At 75.8% G+C, this 17,848-nt stretch carries 14 protein-coding genes; 13 read left to right on the top strand and 1 reads right to left on the bottom strand.

Going from position 1 to position 17,848, the window contains the following annotated elements:
* Nucleotides 1-28: 28 nt before the first annotated feature.
* From AC07FV_RS05445 to cobI, 7 genes are read left to right on the top strand one after another with little or no spacing between them, the layout of a single operon-like run.
* The gene (locus AC07FV_RS05445; protein ID WP_479084793.1) at nt 29-994 is read left to right on the top strand and encodes a cobalamin biosynthesis protein; all 966 of its coding nucleotides are present in this window, start codon (nt 29-31) and stop codon (nt 992-994) included.
* Nucleotides 991-2,535, top strand: a complete 1,545-nt coding sequence (locus AC07FV_RS05440) for a cobyric acid synthase (RefSeq protein WP_479084791.1) — start codon at nt 991-993, stop codon at nt 2,533-2,535. The genes AC07FV_RS05445 and AC07FV_RS05440 overlap by 4 nt, the downstream gene beginning before the upstream one ends.
* The gene (gene cobN, locus AC07FV_RS05435) at nt 2,532-6,209 is read left to right on the top strand and encodes a cobaltochelatase subunit CobN (RefSeq protein ID WP_479084789.1); all 3,678 of its coding nucleotides are present in this window, start codon (nt 2,532-2,534) and stop codon (nt 6,207-6,209) included. The genes AC07FV_RS05440 and cobN overlap by 4 nt, the downstream gene beginning before the upstream one ends.
* Nucleotides 6,206-8,215 carry a putative cobaltochelatase gene (locus AC07FV_RS05430; RefSeq protein ID WP_479084787.1) on the top strand — a complete coding sequence of 670 codons (2,010 nt, stop codon included), beginning with the start codon at nt 6,206-6,208 and terminating at the stop codon, nt 8,213-8,215. Before cobN ends, AC07FV_RS05430 begins: the two co-directional genes overlap by 4 nt.
* Nucleotides 8,215-8,814 (top strand): cob(I)yrinic acid a,c-diamide adenosyltransferase, encoded by a 600-nt coding sequence (gene cobO, locus AC07FV_RS05425; RefSeq protein WP_479084785.1) that lies wholly within the window; start codon nt 8,215-8,217, stop codon nt 8,812-8,814. The genes AC07FV_RS05430 and cobO overlap by 1 nt, the downstream gene beginning before the upstream one ends.
* Entirely contained in the window at nt 8,808-10,199 is a 1,392-nt protein-coding gene (locus tag AC07FV_RS05420; protein WP_479084784.1) for a cobyrinate a,c-diamide synthase, read from the top strand. Before cobO ends, AC07FV_RS05420 begins: the two co-directional genes overlap by 7 nt.
* Nucleotides 10,196-10,945, top strand: a complete 750-nt coding sequence (cobI, locus tag AC07FV_RS05415) for a precorrin-2 C(20)-methyltransferase (RefSeq protein ID WP_479084783.1) — start codon at nt 10,196-10,198, stop codon at nt 10,943-10,945. The genes AC07FV_RS05420 and cobI overlap by 4 nt, the downstream gene beginning before the upstream one ends.
* A 20-nt stretch (nt 10,946-10,965) precedes the next feature.
* Here the strand turns inward: cobI and AC07FV_RS05410 are convergent, their stop codons facing one another.
* Nucleotides 10,966-11,694, bottom strand: coding sequence for a ZIP family metal transporter (locus AC07FV_RS05410; protein WP_479084782.1), 729 nt, complete (start codon nt 11,692-11,694; stop codon nt 10,966-10,968).
* Between the two features lie 86 nt (nt 11,695-11,780).
* On the opposite strand from AC07FV_RS05410, the gene cobM reads away from it, so the two are divergent.
* The 6 genes from cobM to cobC are packed head-to-tail and all read left to right on the top strand — an operon-like array spanning nt 11,781 to nt 17,678.
* The gene (cobM, locus tag AC07FV_RS05405) at nt 11,781-12,650 is read left to right on the top strand and encodes a precorrin-4 C(11)-methyltransferase (RefSeq protein ID WP_479084780.1); all 870 of its coding nucleotides are present in this window, start codon (nt 11,781-11,783) and stop codon (nt 12,648-12,650) included.
* Entirely contained in the window at nt 12,647-13,897 is a 1,251-nt protein-coding gene (gene cbiE / locus AC07FV_RS05400) for a precorrin-6y C5,15-methyltransferase (decarboxylating) subunit CbiE (protein ID WP_479084779.1), read from the top strand. The genes cobM and cbiE overlap by 4 nt, the downstream gene beginning before the upstream one ends.
* Nucleotides 13,894-15,576, top strand: a complete 1,683-nt coding sequence (cobJ, locus tag AC07FV_RS05395; RefSeq protein WP_479084778.1) for a precorrin-3B C(17)-methyltransferase — start codon at nt 13,894-13,896, stop codon at nt 15,574-15,576. The genes cbiE and cobJ overlap by 4 nt, the downstream gene beginning before the upstream one ends.
* Nucleotides 15,573-15,704: a hypothetical protein gene (locus AC07FV_RS05390; protein ID WP_479084777.1), complete on the top strand. Its 132-nt coding sequence runs from the start codon at nt 15,573-15,575 to the stop codon at nt 15,702-15,704. Before cobJ ends, AC07FV_RS05390 begins: the two co-directional genes overlap by 4 nt.
* Entirely contained in the window at nt 15,701-16,618 is a 918-nt protein-coding gene (locus tag AC07FV_RS05385) for a sirohydrochlorin chelatase (protein ID WP_479084775.1), read from the top strand. Before AC07FV_RS05390 ends, AC07FV_RS05385 begins: the two co-directional genes overlap by 4 nt.
* On the top strand, nt 16,590-17,678 hold the full coding sequence (gene cobC / locus AC07FV_RS05380; protein WP_479084773.1) for an Rv2231c family pyridoxal phosphate-dependent protein CobC: 1,089 nt from the start codon (nt 16,590-16,592) through the stop codon (nt 17,676-17,678). The genes AC07FV_RS05385 and cobC overlap by 29 nt, the downstream gene beginning before the upstream one ends.
* The last annotated feature ends 170 nt before the right edge of the window (nt 17,679-17,848 follow it).

Raw genomic sequence — 17,848 nt, 5'->3', positions numbered from 1 at the left:
CCCTCCCCGCCCCGCGGCCGGCTGAGCCGTGCGCGCCGAACGCGTCTTCGCGTACGGCGCCGCCGCCGGCCTCCTCGGCGACCTCCTCCTCGGCGATCCGCGCCGCGGGCACCCGGTCGCCGCGTTCGGCCGTGCCGCCGGTGCCGTGGAACGGGTGCTGTGGCGTGACCACCGGGGCCGGGGCGCGCTGCACACCGCCCTGTGCGCCGGTGGCGCCGCCGCCCTCGGGGCCGTCGCCGCCCGCGCCGTACGCCCCTCCCCCGCCGCCTCCGTCGCGCTGACCGGCGCGGCCACCTGGGCCGTCGTCGGCGGCACTTCGCTGGCCCGGGAGGCGCACGCCATCGGGCGGGCCCTGGAGGCCGGTGACGTCGAGGCGGCCCGGGCGCGGCTGCCGCACCTGTGCGGACGGGACCCGCAGGCCCTGGACGCCGACGGGATCGCCCGGGCCGTCGTCGAGTCCGTCGCCGAGAACACCTCGGACGCGGTGGTGGGCGCCCTCGTGTGGGGTGCCGTCGCCGGAGTGCCCGGGCTGCTCGGCTTCCGCGCGGTGAACACCCTGGACGCCATGGTGGGCCACAGGTCCGCCCGGTACCGGCGGTTCGGGTGGGCCTCGGCCCGGCTCGACGACCTCGCGGGCTGGCCCGGCGCCCGGCTGACCGCCGTCCTCGCCACCGTCGCCGGCGGCGATCCACGGGGCGCCGTGCGGGCGTGGCGTGCCGACGCCGGGCGGCATCCGAGCCCCAACGCCGGTCCCGTGGAGGCGTCGTTCGCGGGCGCCCTCGGCGTGCGGCTCGGCGGGACGCTCTCCTACGGCGGGCGGGTGGAGCACCGGCCGGTCCTCAACGGGGCCGCCGGTCGCGCCGTACGGGCCGGTTCCGGCGACGTCGACCGGGCCGTCCGGCTCTCCCGGCGCGTGGGCTGGCTGGCGCTGGGCGTGTGCGCCGGCGCGCGGCTGCTCGCCCACCGGGCACTCACGAAGGGACGTGACTCATGAGCGGTGGCCTCCTCGTCGCCGGCACCACCTCCGACGCCGGCAAGAGCGTCGTCACCGCCGGGATCTGCCGCTGGCTGGTGCGGCAGGGCGTCAAGGTCGCGCCGTTCAAGGCGCAGAACATGTCGCTGAACTCCTTCGTGACCCGCGAGGGCGCGGAGATCGGGCGGGCGCAGGCCATGCAGGCGCAGGCGTGCCGGCTGGAGCCGACCGCGCTGATGAACCCGGTGCTGCTCAAGCCGGGCGGGGAGCGCAGCAGCCAGGTCGTGCTGCTCGGCAAGCCGGTCGGCGAGATGAGCGCCCGCGGCTACCACGGCGGGCGCCAGCGGCAGTTGCTCGGCACGGTGCTGGACTGCCTGGCCGAGCTGCGGGGCACGTACGACGCGGTGATCTGCGAGGGGGCGGGCAGTCCGGCCGAGATCAACCTGCGCCGGACCGACATCGTGAACATGGGGATCGCCCAGGGCGCCGGGTTCCCCGTGCTGGTCGTCGGCGACATCGACCGCGGGGGCGTCTTCGCCTCCTTCTTCGGCACGGTGGCCCTGCTGTCGCCCGAGGACCAGGCGCTGGTCGCCGGGTTCCTCGTCAACAAGTTCCGGGGCGACGTGTCGCTGCTGGAGCCCGGCCTGGACATGCTGCACGGCCTCACCGGGCGGCGCACCTACGGTGTCCTGCCCTTCCGGCACGGGCTCGGCATCGACGAGGAGGACGGGATGGGGGTCCCCCCGCGCGAGCGAAGCCGAGCGTGGGGGAGTGTGTCCCTGCGCGGGGCGGTGCGGGAGTCCGTCGTCGCGCCGCCGGTCGGCGAGGACGTGCTGCGGGTCGCCGTGTGCGCGGTGCCGCTGATGTCCAACTTCACGGACGTGGACGCGCTCGCCGCCGAACCCGGTGTCGTGGTGTGGTTCGTGGACCGGCCGGAGGAGCTGGCGGACGCCGACCTCGTGATCGTGCCGGGGACGCGCGGGACGGTCCGGGCCCTCGCGTGGCTGCGGGAGCGCGGGCTCGCGGACGCCCTCGTCCGCAGGGCCGCCGAGGGCCGCCCGGTGCTCGGGATCTGCGGGGGGTTCCAGGTGCTCGGCGAGCACATCGAGGACGAGGTCGAATCGCGCGCCGGGCACGTGGACGGGCTCGGACTGCTGCCTGTGCGGGTGCGGTTCGCCCGCGAGAAGACCCTCACCCGGCCGGTCGGCGAGGCCCTCGGCGAGCACGTCGAGGGGTACGAGATCCACCACGGGGTCGCCGAAGTGACCGCGGGCGCCCCCTTCCTGGACGGCTGCCGGGTCGGGCAGACCTGGGGCACGCACTGGCACGGCTCGCTGGAGTCGGACGGCTTCCGGCGGGCGTTCCTGCGCGAGGTGGCCGCCGCCGCGGGCCGCCGCTTCGTGCCGGCCCCCGACACCTCGTTCGCCGCGCTGCGCGAGCAGCAGCTCGACCTGCTCGGCGACCTGATCGAACACCACGCGGACACGGACGCGCTGTGGCGGCTCATCGAGTCCGGCGCGCCGCAAGGCCTGCCCTTCATTCCACCGGGAGCACCCGCATGAGCACTGTGTTGTTGTTGTCGACCGCCGACACGGACCTGCTGGCGGCCCGCGCCTCCGAGGCCGGGTACCGGATCGGCAACCCCACCCGGGTCGACGTGCGGGAGGAACTGCCCGCGCTCGTCGAGGGCGCCGACCTCGCCGTCGTACGGCTGCTGGGCGGCAAGCGGGCCTGGGAGGACGGGCTCGCCGCGCTCAGGGCCGCCGGCATCCCGACCGTCCTGCTGGGCGGCGAGAGCGTGCCGGACGCGGAGCTGATGGCCGAGTCCTCGGTACCGGCCGGCGTGGTGGCCGAGGCGCTGCGCTACCTGGTCGAGGGCGGCCCCGACAACCTCACCCAGCTCGCCCGGTTCCTCTCCGACACCGTGCTGCTGACCGGCGAGGGCTTCGACGAGCCGCGGAAGATGCCGGAGTACGGCGTCCACGGCGAGCGCCCGTTCACCGAGGGCCGGCCGACGGTCGGTGTGCTCTTCTACCGGGCCCACCAGCTGAGCGGCAACACCGCCTTCGTGGACACGCTCTGCGACGCGATCGAGGCGCACGGCGCCAACGCGCTGCCCGTGTACTGCGGTTCGCTGCGCGGCGCGGACGCCGGGCTGTACGAGCTGCTGGGCCGGGCCGACGCCCTGGTCGCCACCGTCCTCGCGGCGGGCGGCACGCACGCCTCCGAGGCCTCGGCGGGCGGCGACGAGGAGGCCTGGGACATCGGCGCGCTGGCCGACCTGGACGTCCCGGTGCTGCAAGGGCTCTGCCTGACCACGTCGAGGGCCGCCTGGGAGGCCTCGGACGCCGCCCTCTCCCCCATGGACGCGGCGATGCAGGTCGCGATCCCGGAGTTCGACGGGCGGCTGGTCACCGTGCCGTTCTCCTTCAAGGAGCAGGGGCCCGACGAGGTCCCCGTCTACGTCGCCGACCCCGAGCGGGCCGGGCGGGTCGCCGGGATCGCCGTGCGGCACGCGGCGCTCGGGCACAAGGCGAACGCCGACAAGAAGCTCGCGCTGGTCTTCACCGCGTACCCGACCAAGCACTCCCGCGTCGGCAACGCGGTCGGCCTCGACACGCCGGCCTCGGCGGTGCGGGTGCTGGACGCCCTGCGGGAGTCGGGGTACGCGGTCGACGGGTACCCGGACAACGGCGACGAGCTGATCCACCGGCTGATCGAGGCGGGCGGCCACGACGTCGAGTGGCTGACCGAGGACCAGCTCGCCGCGGCGCCCGCGCGGGTGCCGCTGGCCGACTACCGCGCCTGGTTCGGGACGCTGGACCCGGAGCTGCGGGAGGCGATGACCGAGGCGTGGGGCGAGCCGCCGGGCTCGCTGTACGTCGACGGGGACGACATCGTGCTCGCCGCGCTGCGGTTCGGGAACGTCGTGGTGATGATCCAGCCGCCGCGCGGCTTCGGCGAGAACCCGATCGCGATCTACCACGACCCCGACATGCCGCCGTCCCACCACTACCTGGCGGCCTACCGGTGGCTCGACCGCAGCTTCGGCGCCGACGCGGTCGTGCACATGGGCAAGCACGGCACGATGGAGTGGCTGCCGGGCAAGGGCCTCGGGCTGAGCGCGGGCTGCGCGCCGGACGCCGTGCTGGGCGACCTGCCGCTGATCTACCCGTTCATCGTCAACGACCCCGGCGAGGGCACCCAGGCCAAGCGGCGCGGCCACGCCACGGTGGTCGACCACCTGGTCCCGCCGATGGCGCGGGCCGACACCTACGGCGACCTGGCCAAGCTGGAGCAGCTGCTCGACGAGTACGCGCTCGTCTCCGACCTGGACCCGGTCAAGGCGCCGGCGGTCCGCGCGCAGATCTGGACGCTGGTGAAGGCCGCCGAACTCCATCACGACCTGCACGTGGACGACCAGCCGGACGACGACGCGTTCGACGAGTTCGTCATGCACATCGACGGCTACCTGTGCGAGATCAAGGACGTGCAGATCCGCGACGGCCTGCACGTCCTCGGCGGCGGCCCGGTCGGCGAGCCGCGGGTGAACCTCGTCCTCGCGGTGCTGCGCGCCGCGCAGGTGTGGGGCGGGCAGGCCAACGCCCTGCCGGGCCTGCGGGCGTCCCTCGCCGAGCACTTCGGGCTGGTGGAGAAGGAGCTGCTGGCCGAGCCGGGCGCTCCGGTGAAGGTGCCGGTGGAGCTGACCGACCTGGTGGACGGTCCGGCGCGCTCGGCCGCGGACGCGGTGGACCTGCTGGAGCAGCTGTGCCGGCGGTGCGCGGAGGGGATGGAGTCCCGGGAGTGGGACGTGGCGGCCGTACCGGCCCTGGTGCGGGAGGTGCTGCGCACCGAACTCCCCGAGGCGGTGCGGGTGCTGGAGTTCGCCTGCCGGGAGGTCGTGCCGCGGCTCGCCCGGACGACGGACGAGATCGACCACATCCTGCGGGCCCTGGACGGCGGTTACGTCCCGGCCGGGCCGTCCGGTTCGCCGACCCGGGGGCTGGTCAACGTGCTGCCGACGGGACGGAACTTCTACTCCGTCGACCCGAAGGCGATCCCCTCCCGGCTGAGCTGGGAGGTCGGCCAGTCCCTCGCGGACTCCCTGATCCAGCGCTACCTCCAGGACACGGGTGAGTACCCGAAGTCCGTCGGCCTCACGGTGTGGGGCACGTCGGCGATGCGCACCCAGGGCGACGACATCGCCGAGATCCTGGCGCTGCTGGGCTGCCGTCCCGTCTGGGACGACGCCTCGCGCCGGGTGACCGGCTTCGAGATCGTGCCCCCGGCCGAGCTGGGCCGGCCGCGCGTCGACGTCACGGTGCGCATCTCGGGCTTCTTCCGGGACGCGTTCCCGCACGTCGTGGGGTTGATCGACGACGCGGTGCGGGCGGTGGCGGAGCTGGACGAGCCCGCCGACCAGAACTACGTCCGCGCGCACGCCGACGCCGACACCGCCGAGCACGGCGACCGGCGTCGGGCCACCGCCCGCATCTTCGGTTCCAAGCCGGGCGCGTACGGCGCCGGTCTGCTGCCGCTGATCGACGCCCGCAACTGGCGCTCCGACGCGGACCTCGCCGAGGTGTACGCGGTGTGGGGCGGCTACGCGTACGGGCGCGGGCTCGACGGGCGGGCGGCGCGCGGGGACATGGAGACGGCGTTCCGGCGGATCGCGGTGGCGGCGAAGAACGTCGACACGCGCGAGCATGACATCGCGGATGCTGACGACTACTTCCAGTACCACGGCGGCATGGTCGCCATGGTGCGGCATCTGACGGGGGCCTCCCCCGAGGCGTACGTCGGGGACTCGGCCACCCCGGACCAGGTGAAGACGCGGACGCTGGGCGAGGAGACCCACCGCGTCTTCCGGGCCCGGGTGGTCAACCCGCGCTGGATGGCGGCGATGCGGCGCCACGGCTACAAGGGCGCCTTCGAGATGGCGGCCACCGTGGACTACCTCTTCGGGTACGACGCCACGGCCGGGGTCGTGGACGACTGGATGTACGAGAAGCTCAGCGCCGAGTACGTCTTCGACGCGGAGAACCAGGACTTCATGAAGAAGTCCAACCCGTGGGCGCTGCGGGGCATCACGGAGCGGCTGCTGGAGGCCGCCGAGCGGGGCCTGTGGGCCGAGCCGGACGCTCAGACGCTGGAGCGGCTGCGCGCCACCTATCTGGAACTCGAAGGCGATCTCGAAGGCGATCGCGAAGACGACGCGGAGGGCGACGACCAGTGAGTACCCCGTTCCCGTTCACGGCCGTCGTCGGCCAGGACGACCTGCGGCTCGCGCTGCTGCTGAACGCCGTCTCCCCGGCGGTCGGCGGTGTGCTGGTGCGCGGCGAGAAGGGCACCGCGAAGTCCACGGCGGTGCGGGCGCTGTCGGCGCTGATGCCGGCGGTGGACGTCGTCTCGGGGTGCCGCTTCTCCTGCGACCCGCACTCCCCCGACCCCGCCTGCCCGGACGGCCCGCACGAGTCGGGCGCCTTCGCCCCGCGCCCGGCGCGGATGGTGGAACTGCCCGTCGGCGCCTCCGAGGACCGGCTGGTCGGCGCCCTGGACATCGAACGGGCGCTGTCGGAGGGCGTGAAGGCCTTCGAGCCGGGCCTGCTGGCCGACGCGCACCGGGGCATCCTCTACGTCGACGAGGTCAACCTGCTCCACGACCACCTGGTCGACCTGCTGCTGGACGCCGCCGCGATGGGCGCCTCGTACGTCGAGCGCGAGGGAGTCTCCGTACGCCACGCCTCGAAGTTCCTGCTGGTCGGCACCATGAACCCCGAGGAGGGCGAGCTGCGGCCGCAGCTCCTCGACCGGTTCGGGCTGACGGTCGAGGTCGCCGCCTCGCGCGAACCCGACCAGCGGGTGGAGGTCGTGCGGCGCCGGCTGGCCTACGACGACGACCCGGCCGGTTTCGCCGCGCGCTGGGCCGACGAGGAGGCCGCCGTACGGGCGCGGATCACGGCGGCGCGGGAACTGCTGCCGTCGGTGCGCCTCGGTGACGGGGCGCTGCGGCAGATCGCGGCGACGTGTGCCGCCTTCGAGGTGGACGGCATGCGGGCCGACATCGTGATGGCGCGGACGGCGACGGCCCTGGCGGCCTGGGCCGGGCGGACCGACGTACTGGCCGAGGACGTGCGGCAGGCAGCGCTGCTGGCCCTGCCGCACCGGCGGCGGCGCAACCCGTTCGACGCGCCGGGGCTGGACGAGGACAAGCTCGACGAGACGCTGGAGGAGTTCGGCGGGCCGGGCGACCAGGGCGGGGACGGCGACGACGACCCGGACCCGGGTCCGGGCGGCCCCGGCGGGCAGCCCGAGCCCGACGACGCCCCGCAGGGCGACGGTGACACCGCCGCGCGTCCCGAAACCGGGGAGGGCGGGGAGCCGCAGCCCTCCGGTGGCGGACGTGAGCAGTCCCCCGTACGTGCCGCCGAGCCGTTCCGCACGAAGGTGCTGAGCGTGCCGGGGCTGGGCGAGGGCGCTGCCGGGCGGCGTTCACGGGCGCGGACCGAGCACGGGCGGACCACCGGGGCGCGGCGGCCCCGGGGCGCACTGACCAAGCTGCACCTGGCCGCCACCGTGCGGGCCGCCGCCCCCCACCAGCGGGCGCGGGGCCGGAGCGGGACGGGGCTGGTGGTGCGCCGGGACGACCTGCGGCAGGCGACCCGTGAGGGGCGCGAGGGCAACCTCGTGCTGTTCGTCGTCGACGCCTCCGGGTCGATGGCGGCGCGGCAGCGGATGAGCGCCGTGAAGGGCGCCGTGCTGTCGCTGCTGCTCGACGCCTACCAGCGGCGGGACAAGGTGGGGCTGGTGACCTTCCGGGGTGCGGCCGCCGACGTCGCGCTGCCGCCGACCTCGTCGGTGGACGCGGCGGCGGCCCGGCTGGAGACGCTGCCGACGGGGGGCCGTACGCCCCTGGCGGCGGGGCTGCTCAGGGCGCACGAGGTGCTGCGGGTCGAGCGGCTGCGCGATCCCGCGCGCCGGGCGCTGGTCGTGGTGGTGACGGACGGACGGGCCACCGGTGGCCCGGAGCCGGTGGCGCTGGCCGGACGGGCGGCGCGGCTGCTCGCGGCCGAGGGGACTGCCTCCGTGGTCGTGGACTGCGAGTCGGGGCCGGTGCGGCTGGGGCTGGCCGGGCGGCTGGCGGGTGAGCTGGGCGGTACGGCGGTGACGCTGGACGAGCTGCGGGCGGACTCGATCGCCGGTCTGGTGAAGGACGTGCAGGCGAACAGGAGGGCCGCGTAATGCCTCAGGGACAGCCGAATGTGGTGCCGGACGACGGCCTGACGACCCGTCAGCGGCGGAACCGCCCGCTGGTCGTGGTGCACACGGGCGTCGGCAAGGGCAAGTCCACCGCCGCCTTCGGGCTGGCGCTGCGTGCCTGGAACCAGGGGTGGCCGATCGGGGTGTTCCAGTTCGTCAAGTCGGCGAAGTGGAAGGTCGGCGAGGAGAACGCGCTGCGCGTGCTGGGCGCCTCCGGCGAGGGCGGGTCGGTCGACTGGCACAAGATGGGCGAGGGCTGGTCCTGGGTCCAGCGCGACGCGCAGCTGGACAACGAGGAGAAGGCCCGGGAGGGCTGGGAGCAGGTCAAGCGGGACCTGGCGGCCGAGACGTACAAGCTGTACGTGCTGGACGAGTTCGCCTACCCGATGCACTGGGGGTGGGTCGACACCGACGAGGTGGTGTCGGTGCTGCGGGAGCGGCCGGGGACCCAGCACGTGGTGATCACCGGGCGGAACGCGCCGGAGAAGCTGGTGGAGTGCGCCGACCTCGTCACCGACATGTCCAAGGTCAAGCACCCGATGGACGCCGGGCAGAAGGGGCAGAGGGGCATCGAGTGGTGACCTCCGCCGCTTCCGCCGTGCCCCGGCTGGTCGTCGCCGCGCCCTCCTCGGGCAGCGGCAAGACCACCGTCGCCACGGGGCTGATGGCCGCGCTCGCCGGGCGCGGGCTCGCCGTGTCGCCGCACAAGGTCGGGCCGGACTACATCGATCCCGGGTACCACTCCCTGGCCACCGGGCGGGCGGGGCGGAACCTCGACGCCTACCTGTGCGGGCCCGAGCTGGTCGGGCCGCTGTTCCTGCACGGTGCGCGCGGGTGCGACATCGCCGTGGTCGAGGGGGTGATGGGGCTGTACGACGGGGCCGCCGGGGAAGGTGAGCTGGCGTCCACCGCGCAGGTGGCGAAGCTGCTCGGCGCTCCGGTGGTGCTGGTCGTGGACGCGTCGTCGCAGTCCCGGTCGGTGGCGGCGCTGGTGCACGGGTTCGTGTCCTGGGACCCGGAGGTCCGGATCGGGGGCGTGATCCTGAACAAGGTGGGCTCGGACCGGCACGAGGCGCTGCTGCGGGAGGCGCTCGACTCCGTCGGGGTGCCGGTGCTGGGGGTGCTGCGGCGGGTGCCGCAGGTCGCCACGCCGTCGCGGCATCTGGGACTGGTGCCGGTCGCCGAGCGGGGGACGGAGGCGGTCGACGCCGTGGCGGCGATGGCGGCGCAGGTCTCCGGCGGTTGTGATCTGGAGGCGTTGGTGGCGCTGGCGCGGGCCGCCGGACCGCTGCCGGGGGGCTCCGCCCCCTGGAACTCGGGGCCCGTGCCTACCCCGCACCCGGCCCGGCCGGACGGGGAGTCACCGCCCCGCGTCGCCGTCGCCGGCGGTGCCGCCTTCACGTTCTCCTACGCCGAGCACACCGAACTGCTCGCCGCCGCGGGGGCCGAGGTGGTCACGTTCGACCCGCTGCGGGACGAGGAGCTTCCCGAGGGGACCGCGGGGCTCGTCGTCGGGGGCGGATTCCCCGAGGTGTACGCCTCCGAGCTGTCCGCCAACGAGCCGCTGCGCAAGGCCGTCGCCGAACTCGCGCTGAGCGGCGCTCCCGTCGCCGCCGAGTGCGCGGGCCTGCTGTACCTGTGCCGGGAGCTGGACGGGTCGCCGATGTGCGGGGTGCTGGACGCCTCCGCGCGGATGACCGGGCGGCTGACGCTGGGCTACCGGGACGCGGTGGCCGTGAACGACAGCGCGCTGGCCGTCGCGGGGACGCGGATGCGGGGCCACGAGTTCCACCGGACCGTCGTGGAACCGGGGGCCGGGGCGGCTCCGGCGTGGGGGGTGCGGGCGCCCGAGCGGCGCGTCGAGGGATTCGTGGAGCGCGGTGTGCACGCGAGCTATCTGCACACGCACTGGGCGTCCGAGCCCGGTGTCGCCCGTCGGTTCGTGGAGAGGTGCCGGACGTCATGAGCAGCAGGCTGATCGGTGTGGGGGTCGGGCCCGGAGACCCCGAGCTGGTGACCGTCAAGGGCGTCAACGCGCTGCGGGCCGCCGACGTCGTCGTGGTGCCCGTCATGGCTGCGTCCGACGGAACGGACGGCGGGGAGCGGGGGCGGGCCGAGGCGACCGTGCTGCACTACGCGCCCGCCGGGAAGGTCGTCCGCGTCGTGTTCGCGCTGAACGAGCGCTCCGACCGGGCCCGTCGTGAGGCGGCCTGGGACGCGGCCGGGCAGCGCGTGGCCGGGCTGCTGCGGGCGCACGGCACCGTCGCCTTCGCCACCATCGGCGACCCCAACGTGTACTCGACCTTCACCTACCTCGCGCAGACCGTGGGCGAGCTGGTGCCGGGCACCCTCGTGGAGACCGTGCCGGGCATCACCGCCATGCAGGACCTCGCGGCCCGGTCGGGTGCCGTGCTGACCGAGGGCACCGAGCCGCTGACGCTGGTCCCGGTGACCGCGGGAGCCGCCGTGCTCAAGGACGCGCTGAACGGGCCCGGCACGGTCGTCGCCTACAAGTTCGGCCGGCAGGCGGCCGAGGTCGCCGAGGCGCTGCGGGAGACCGGGCGGCTGGACGACGCGGTGTGGGGGTCGGCGCTGGGCCTGCCCGAGGAGTCGGTGCGGGCCGCGGCGGACCTGGACGGTGGCCCGCTGCCCTACCTGTCGACGCTCATCGCGCCCGCCCGGCGCGCGGGCGGCCGGGGCGGGAAGCTGTGAGCCACCCCCGCGGGAGCGCCTCATTCGGCGACGCCCACCACCAGCCAGATGAACGCGGCGCCCGCGACCGTGCACAGCAGGGTCGAGCGGGCGGGATGCTGATGATGGGCCTCGGGGAGGATCTCGGCCGCGGCGAGGTAGAGCAGGACGCCGCCGAAGAGGCCGAGGTAGGCGCCGAGGGCCTGCTCGGGGATGCTGAACAGCAGGGTCGAGGCCGCGCCGAGCACCGGGGCGCAGGCGTCGGCGAACAGCATCGCCACGGCCCGGCGGCGGGCGTTCCCGTACAGGCTGGTCAGCGTGTAGGTGTTGAAGCCGTCGGCGAAGTCGTGGGCGATCACGGCCATCGCCACCGCCGCGCCCATGCCGCCGCCCACCTGGAAGGCCGCGCCGATCGCCACGCCGTCCATCGCGCTGTGCCCGACCATCGCGGCGGCGGCCGTCAGGCCCACCTGGGGCGAGCGGTGCGTGTGCTCGTCGGCGCCGTGCGCCGCGCGGCGGGCCGCCAGCAGGCGCTCCACCAGGTGCGCCAGCAGGAAGCCGGCGACGAACAGCAGCAGCGCCTCCGGCACGCCGAACACCTCCTCGCCCGCCGCCTCCAGGGCCTCGGGCAGCAGGTCGAGGCCGACCACGCCCAGCATCAGGCCACCGGCCAGCCCCAGGACCAGGTGGCGCCGGTCGGTCACGTGCTGTGCCGTCCAGCCACCGGCCAGGGTCATCAGGAACGCGCCGAGCGCGACGAAGACCGCCATGGGCCCTTGCTATCGGATCGGGGCGCGTATCCGTGCGCACGACAGCAGCAACCGCAGTAAATATGCGTAGGAGAGGACCGATTCCCATGGCTTCCCAGGATTCCGTGGCACCCGAGGTCCCGGCGGCGCCCGCCGCCGCGGCCGGGGAACCCACCGGCAAGGTGACCTTCGTCGGTGCCGGGCCGGGCGCCGCAGACCTGCTCACGTTCCGCGCCGCGCGGGCCATCGCCGACGCCGACGTCGTGATCTGGGCGGCCAGCCTGGTCCAGGAGGAGGTGCTGGGGCACGCGCGGCAGGACGCGGAGGTGCTGGACTCGGCGACGATGTCGCTGGAGGACGTCGTCGCGGTCTACCGGCGGGCTCGTGCGGAAGGGCTGCGGGTCGCCCGCATCCACTCCGGCGACCCGGCCCTGTGGGGCGGGACCCAGGAGCAGCTCGACCGGTGCGCGGAGATCGGCATCGCGACCGAGGTGGTGCCCGGCGTCTCCGCGTTCTCGGCGGTGGCCGCGCTGGCGCAGCGGGAACTGACCATTCCGGAGGTCGCGCAGTCCGTCGTGCTGACCCGGCTCGGCGGCGGCAAGACGCCGATGCCGCCCGGGGAGGAGGTCCGCGAGTTCGCGAAGCACGGCACCACCATGGCGGTCTTCCTGTCGGCGGCCCGCAGCGGCCAGCTGGTGCGGGAGCTGCTGGAGGGCGGCTACCCGACCGAGACGCCGGTCGTCGTCGCCTACCAGGCCACCTGGCCGGAGGAGCTGGTCGTGCGGTGCACGATCGGCACGCTGGAGGAGACGGTCAAGGAGCACAAGCTCTGGAAGCACACGCTGTTCCTGGTCGGCCCGGCCCTCGACGCGCACGGCACCCGCTCGCACCTGTACCACCCGGGGCACTTCCACGGCTACCGCAAGGCCGACCCCGAGGCGCGCCGGGAGCTGCGCACGCGGGGCGCGAGCACGTGATCACGGTGGTGGGCATGGGGGCCGGCGAGCCTCCCGCCGGGGACGTCGCCGCCGGCGCCGCGCTGGTGGTCGGCGGACGGCGCCATCTGGACGCCGTACGGCTGCCGGCGGGGGCCGAGCGGGTCGTCCTCGGGGCGCTGGCGCCGGCCCTGGACACGGTCGCGGAGTACGTCGCGAAGGAGCGGCCGGTGGTCGTCCTGGCCTCCGGCGACCCGGGGTTCTTCGGCATCGTGCGGGCGCTGGCCGAGCGGTTCGGGCCCGAGCGGCTGGACGTGCGGCCCGGTGTCTCCTCGGTCGCCGCAGCGTTCGCGCGGGCCGGGCTGCCGTGGGACGACGCCGTGGTGGCCAGCGCGCACGGGCGGGACCTGCGCACGGCGGTGAACGTGTGCCGGGCGCACCCGAAGGTCGCCGTGCTGACCGGGCCCGGGGCGGGTCCGGCGGAGCTGGGTGCCGCGCTGCGGGGCGACGGGCGGGTGCTGGTCGTCGCCCGCGCGCTGGGCTCCGCCGGGGAGCGCGTGGAACGGGTGACGCCCGACGAGGCCGCCGGCCGGGACTGGGGAGCGGCGGTGAGCGTGGTGCTGTGCCTGGACGAGGCGCGGGCGCTGGGGCCGGCGCGGACCGTCGCCGGAGCCCGGCCGGGGCGCGCCGGACGGGACGGGTGGGCCGGCTGGGCCCTGGACGAGGCCGAGTTCGCCCACCGCGACTCGATGATCACCAAGTTCGAGGTGCGCGCGCTGGCGCTGGCCCGGCTCGGTCCCCGCCCCGGTGACCTGGTGTGGGACGTCGGGGCGGGGTCGGGGTCCGTGGCCGTGGAGTGCGCGCGGCTGGGGGCCGCCGTCGACGCGGTGGAGAAGTCATCGGACGGCGCCCTGCGCATCCGCGCCAACGCCGCCGCGCACGGCGTCGACGTCCGCGTGGTGCACGGCACGGCGCCCGGGGCGCTGTCGGACCTCGCGGACCCCGACGCCGTGTTCGTCGGCGGGGGCGGGCGCGAACTGCCCACGGTCGTCGCGGCCTGCGCGCGGCGCGCCCGGCGTGCCGTGGTCGTCGCCCTGGCCGCGCTGGACCGGGTGCCGGCGGCCCGCGGGGCGCTGCTCGACGCCGGGCTTGAGTGCGACGGGGTGCTGTTGCAGTCGTCCCGGCTCGCCCCGCTGCCGGGGGACGTGACCCGGCTCGCGGCGGCCAATCCCGTGTTCCTGCTGTGGGGCGTGAGGCCGCACAGCCGTACCGAAGGAGTTACCCCTTGATCGGCCTCATCTCCGCCACCGCGGCGGGAGCGGCCGCGCGGGACCGGCTGGCCACCGCCTGGCCGGACCGCACGCGCGTCTACGAGGGTCCCGTCGCGGACGCCGTACGGACCGCGTTCGCCGAGTGCGAGCGGCTGGTGTGCTTCCTGGCCACGGGGGCCGTCGTCCGGCTCGTGGCACCGCTGCTGGACGACAAGCGGACCGACCCCGGGGTCGTCTGCGTGGACGAGGGCGGCCGGTTCGCCGTGTCGCTGGTCGGCGGCCACGGGGGCGGCGCCAACGCACTCGCCGTCGCGGTCGCCGGGGTGCTGGGCGCCGAGCCGGTGGTGACGACGGCGACGGACGCCGTGGGTCTGCCGGGCCTCGACACCCTCGGGATGCCCGTCGAGGGCGATGTCGCCGGGGTGTCGCGGGCCCTGCTCGACGGCGTGCCGGTCGCGCTGCGCGCGGAGGTGCGGTGGCCCCTGCCGCCGCTGCCCGTCACCGACGAGGGCGCGTACACGGTCCGGCTGACCGACCGTCTGGTGGAGCCGGCCGGCCGCGAGGCCGTCCTGCGTCCGCCGTCCCTGGTCGTCGGCGTCGGCGCCTCCAGGGGGGCTCCGGTCGACGAGGTGCTCGGGCTGGTCGAGGAGGCGCTGCGGGACGCCGGACTGTCCGCCGCGTCGGTCGCCGAACTGGCCACCGTGGACGCCAAGGCGCACGAGCCCGGGATCGTCGGGGCCGCCGAGCGGCTGGGCGTGCCCCTGGTGACGTACCCCGCCGGGGAGCTGGCGGGCGTCGAGGTGCCCAACCCCTCCGACGCGCCGCTCGCGGCGGTCGGCACGCCGTCGGTCGCCGAGGCGGCGGCGCTCGCGCGGGGCGGCGAACTCCTGGTCCCCAAGCGCAAGTCGGCGGCGACTCCGGCGATGGCCACCTGTGCCGTCGTACGGCGGCCGGGGCGCGGGCGGCTCGCGGTGGTCGGGCTCGGGCCGGGCGCCCGGGACCTGGTCACGCCGCGCGCGCAGGCCGAGTTGCGGCGGGCTTCGGTGCTGGTCGGTCTCGACCAGTACGTCGACCAGATCCGCGACCTGCTGCGGCCCGGCACCCGGATCCTGGAGTCGGGGCTGGGCGCCGAGGAGGAGCGGGCCCGGACCGCGGTCGAGAAGGCCCGGCGCGGACACGCCGTCGCCCTCATCGGCAGCGGGGACGCCGGGGTGTACGCCATGGCGTCGCCCGCGCTGGCGGAGGCGTCCGACGACATCGACGTGGTCGGGGTGCCCGGGGTGACGGCGGCGCTGGCGGCCGGGGCGATCCTGGGCGCGCCGCTCGGCCACGACCACGTGTCGATCAGCCTGTCCGACCTGCACACTCCGTGGGAGGTCATCGAACGGCGGGTGCGGGCGGCGGCCGGGGCGGACCTCGTCGTGACCTTCTACAACCCGCGCAGCCGGGGCCGGGACTGGCAGCTGCCCAAGGCGCTGGCGATCCTCGCGGAGCACCGGGAGCCGGCCACGCCGGTCGGGGTCGTGCGCAACGCGTCGCGCGCCGACGAGTCCAGCCGCCTGACCACGCTCGCCGCCCTGGACCCGGCGACGGTCGACATGATGACGGTCGTGACGGTGGGCAACACCGCGACCCGGGAGATCGCCGGGCGCATGGTGACCCCGCGCGGCTACCGCTGGCAGGAGCGGGCCGAGTGAGCCCCGCAGCGGCCCCCGTCGGGCCGTCCGCCGTGAACGACGTGTCCGAGAGGGGCGGTCCGGCGGTCGCGCCGAGCGCCCTGCCGCACCACCCCCTTCCGTCCGAGAAACCCGAGGAGAACCTGTGACCACCCCGCCCGCCCTGCTCATCGCCGGACACGGCACCCGGGACGAGGCCGGAGCCGAGGCGTTCCGCGACTTCGTGCGCGAGCTGGGCCGCCGCCACCCCGAACTGCCCGTCGCCGGCGGATTCATCGAACTGTCGCCGCCGCCGCTCGGCGAGGCGGTCGCCGAGCTGGTCGAGCGCGGGGTGCGCCGGTTCGCCGCGGTGCCGCTGATGCTGGTGTCCGCCGGGCACGCCAAGGGCGACATCCCGGCGGCGCTCTCCCGCGAGAAGGAACGCCACCCCGGCATCTCGTACACCTACGGGCGTCCGCTGGGCCCGCACCCCGCCCTGCTGCGGGTGCTGGAGCGGCGCCTGGAGGAGGCCGTCGACCCCTCCTGGGACCGCTCCGAGGTGACCGTGCTGCTGGTGGGCCGCGGTTCGACGGACCCGGACGCCAACGCCGAGGTGTTCAAGGCGGCGCGGCTGCTGTGGGAGGGCCGTGGGTACGGGGCGGTCGAGACGGCGTTCGTGTCGCTGGCGAAGCCGGACGTGCCGGGCGGCCTGGAGCGATGCGTGCGGCTGGGGGCGCGGCGGGTCGTGGTCCTGCCGTACTTCCTGTTCACCGGCATCCTCCCGGACCGGGTCCGGCACCAGACCGAGGAGTGGGCCGCGGCGCACCCGGAGACCGAGGTCCGTTCGGCGGACGTCATCGGACCGGAGCCGGAGCTGCTGGACCTGGTGTGGGAGCGGTACGGGGAGGCCGTCGAGGGCGACCTGCGGATGAACTGCGACTCCTGCGTGTACCGGATCGCGCTGCCAGGGTTCGAGGACAAGGTGGGGCTGCCGCAGCAGCCGCACTTCCACCCCGACGACGACGGCGATCACCACCACGGGCACCATCACGGGCATGGACACGCACACTCCCACGCCCACTGAGGACCCGGCCGCCGGCCTCGACCTGCGGCACCACGGGGACGCCGAGGTCCGCGACGACGGCTCGGCGCTGGTGGACCTCGCGGTGAACGTCCGCGCGGACACGCCCCCGGTGTGGCTGCGCGAGCACGTCGCCGCCTCGCTCGGCTCCCTGGCGGCCTACCCGGACGGGCGGGCCGCGCGGGCGGCGGTGGCGGCGCGGCACGGGCTGCCGGTGGAGCGGGTGCTGCTGACGGCGGGCGCGGCGGAGGCGTTCGTGCTGCTGGCGCGGGCACTGAAGGTGAGCCGGCCGGTCGTGGTGCACCCGCAGTTCACGGAGCCGGAGGCGGCGCTGCGGGACGCGGGGCACACGGTCGGCCGGGTGCTGCTGAGGGAGGCGGACGGCTTCCGGCTGGACCCGGCCGCGGTGCCCGAGGAGGCCGACCTGGTGGTGGTCGGCAACCCGACCAACCCGACGTCGGTGCTGCATCCGGCGGACGCGGTCGCGGAACTGGCCCGCCCCGGGCGGACGCTGGTCGTGGACGAGGCGTTCATCGACGCGGTGCCGGGTGAGCGCGAGGCGCTGGCCGGGCGCACCGACGTGCCCGGGCTGGTCGTCCTGCGCAGCCTCACCAAGACGTGGGGGCTGGCCGGGCTGCGCATCGGGTACGTCCTGGCGGCCCCGGAGACCATCGCGGAGCTGGCCCGCGCCCAGCCGCTGTGGCCGGTGTCGACACCGGCGCTGGCGGCCGCCGAGGCGTGCGTGGCGCCGCGGGCGCTGGCGGAGGCCGCCCACGCCGCGCACCGCGTCGCCGCGGACCGGGCGCATCTCGTCGCCGGGCTCGCCCGGTTCGCCGGCGGCGGGGTGCGGGTCGTCGAACCGGCCGCGGGCCCCTTCGTCCTGGTCCGTCTCCCGCACGCCGCCGCCGTGCGCCACCGGCTGCGCGCTCTCGGGTACGCGGTGCGGCGCGGGGACACGTTCCCGGGTCTGGGCGAGGAGTGGCTGCGCCTGGCGGTACGGGACCGGGGGACGACGGACGGCTTCCTGCGGGCCCTGGAGCGGGCGGTGGCGGGACCGGCCTGAGCCGGGAGGCCGCCGGGGTGCACGGCCCCGGCCGCGCGGCGTCCCCCTCGCCGTCCCCTGAGGGCGGCACCGCCACCCGCATCCCCGGAGGGCGGCACCGCCACGCCCCACGCGCACGGCGGTGCCGCCCTGGCCCCGGCACGGGACCGGGGCCGCACCGGGACCGCGGC

The organism is Streptomyces sp. NPDC045956, from assembly GCF_056430705.1.
Note: the sequence above shows the minus strand (reverse complement) of the source record. Positions and strands in the feature narration are given on the sequence as shown.

Bases quoted from the DNA above. Each gene is read 5' to 3' on its own strand.
- AC07FV_RS05440 (WP_479084791.1), top strand. From the start codon at position 991: ATGAGCGGTGGCCTCCTCGTCGCCGGCACCACCTCCGACGCCGGCAAG.
- cobN (WP_479084789.1), top strand. From the start codon at position 2,532: ATGAGCACTGTGTTGTTGTTGTCGACCGCCGACACGGACCTGCTGGCG.
- cobO (WP_479084785.1), top strand. From the start codon at position 8,215: ATGCCTCAGGGACAGCCGAATGTGGTGCCGGACGACGGCCTGACGACC.
- cobI (WP_479084783.1), top strand. From the start codon at position 10,196: ATGAGCAGCAGGCTGATCGGTGTGGGGGTCGGGCCCGGAGACCCCGAG.
- AC07FV_RS05410 (WP_479084782.1), bottom strand. From the start codon at position 11,694: ATGGCGGTCTTCGTCGCGCTCGGCGCGTTCCTGATGACCCTGGCCGGT.
- cobM (WP_479084780.1), top strand. From the start codon at position 11,781: ATGGCTTCCCAGGATTCCGTGGCACCCGAGGTCCCGGCGGCGCCCGCC.
- cobC (WP_479084773.1), top strand. From the start codon at position 16,590: ATGGACACGCACACTCCCACGCCCACTGAGGACCCGGCCGCCGGCCTC.